This is a genomic window from Mesorhizobium sp. M7A.F.Ca.US.002.01.1.1 (assembly GCF_004022955.1).
Taxonomy (GTDB): domain Bacteria; phylum Pseudomonadota; class Alphaproteobacteria; order Rhizobiales; family Rhizobiaceae; genus Mesorhizobium; species Mesorhizobium ciceri.
Window position 1 is genome coordinate 1 of sequence record NZ_RZQE01000825.1, and the last position, 1522, is coordinate 1522.

The 1522-nt window shown below is 67.2% G+C and carries 2 protein-coding genes and 1 pseudogene; all 3 read right to left on the reverse strand.

Annotation, left to right across the window (positions count from 1 at the left end; genetic code table 11):
- Positions 1 to 637, reverse strand: a 637-nt coding sequence (locus EN932_RS35825) for an ROK family protein (protein WP_128369511.1), incomplete at its 3' end; no start/stop codon positions are given.
- A complete protein-coding gene (locus EN932_RS35830) occupies positions 634 to 1356 on the reverse strand; it encodes a ribulose-phosphate 3-epimerase (protein ID WP_127370510.1) in 723 nt (240 codons plus the stop codon). The genes EN932_RS35825 and EN932_RS35830, both read right to left, overlap by 4 nt.
- Positions 1353 to 1522, reverse strand: a pseudogene (locus tag EN932_RS39380) (alpha/beta hydrolase); the annotation flags it as partial. The pseudogene EN932_RS39380 and the gene EN932_RS35830, both read right to left, overlap by 4 nt.

Genomic DNA, 1522 nt, shown 5'->3' on the forward strand with positions numbered 1-1522 from the left:
CTGACAGGCGCCGCAAGGCAGAGCCGTCGCCGGCCGCCGTGGCGGCGCTGGCGCGGCGGCCGAGCGCGGTTCCCGAAGCGATGGCCTCGAAGCAGCCGATGACGCCGCACACGCAACGCTCGCCCTCATTGGTGATGGTCATGTGACCGATCTCGGCGGCAAGGCCACGGCGGCCATGCAGGATGCGCCCATCGACGACGACACCGCCGCCGATGCCGGTCGACACCGTGACAAAGACCAGCGAGCGAGCGCCATGGCCGGCGCCGAAGCGCCATTCGCCGAGCGCCGCGGCATTGGCGTCGTTCTCCAGACGGACCGGCAGGCCGAGCCGCCGCTCGAGGATGTCGGCAAGCGGTACATCCAGCCAGCCGGTGAGTGTCGGCGGGCCGACGGCGATGCCGGCCAGCGGATCAAGCGGTCCCGGCGCACCGACACCGACGCCGACGACCGACAGTGCCGGGGCTTCGGCATGGACGGTCGCCGCCAGCGCCTCGATCTGGCCGATCACCACGTCTGGACCGGCCTGCGCCTGCGCCGGCACCGCCGCGAATGCCAGGATCTTGCCTTCGCGGTCGACCAAGGCGGCGCGAAGCTCCGTCCCGCCAAGATCGATCGCAAGGGCGGCTTCCGTTGTCATGCCGCGACCTTCAAGCCGCGCAGCCAGCCGATGCGGCCGGCGAGGTCCTTGTCACCGAAGGCGAGCGAACCGAGAACCACGGTTTCGGCGCCGGCGGCACGCAGCAGCGGCACGGTCTCGTGGCGGATGCCGCCGTCGGCGGCCAGAACCACTTGCACCTCACGGCCGGCCTTTCTCAGGATAGCGCGGGTAGCGCCCAGCCTGTCGCAGGCCTTGTCCGACAGGCTCTGTCCCTTGACGCCGATTGCGGTTCCAAGAAGCGTTACGAAGGCGACTTCCGGGACGAAGGCCGTCACCGCTTCCACAGGCGTCTCCAGCCTGAGCACGACGCCCGCCTCGGCGCCGAGCTCCCGCGCCAGCCGCACGGCGCGCAATCCCGCTTCGCCATTCTCGGCATGGACGCTGATCATGTCGGCGCCGGCTTCGATGAACTGGCGCGTCTGCGCCTCGACGATTGCTTCATCGACCATCAGGTGGACGTGGATGGGTTTCGCCGTCAGCCCGGCGATGCGGGCAACGAGGTCGGGGAAGAACAGGAAGGACGGGGCGAAATGACCGTCCGCCACATCGATATGATGAAGATCGACATAGGGTTCGATGCGCTTCAAGTCGTTCTCGAAATTGGCAAGATTGGCAGACCAGAGCGAGAATTCGGCGATCATGCGATCGCGTGGCAGTTCGGCGATGGCGGCCGGGCCGGAGAGAGATTTCGAGATCATGATTGGTCCTGGTTGTCAAAATTTGTGTTGAGAAAGCTGCCGATGGCGGCGCGGATTTCGGCGAAATGACGCTCCTTGTCGGTGGCCTTCGGCGTCACCTCGACAAAGGCGGCATTGGGGATGGTGTCTGCAAGGCTGCGCGCGGTGGCCAGCGGATGGACGAGAT

Bases quoted from the DNA above. Each gene is read 5' to 3' on its own strand.
- EN932_RS35830 (WP_127370510.1), bottom strand. From the start codon at position 1,356: ATGATCTCGAAATCTCTCTCCGGCCCGGCCGCCATCGCCGAACTGCCA.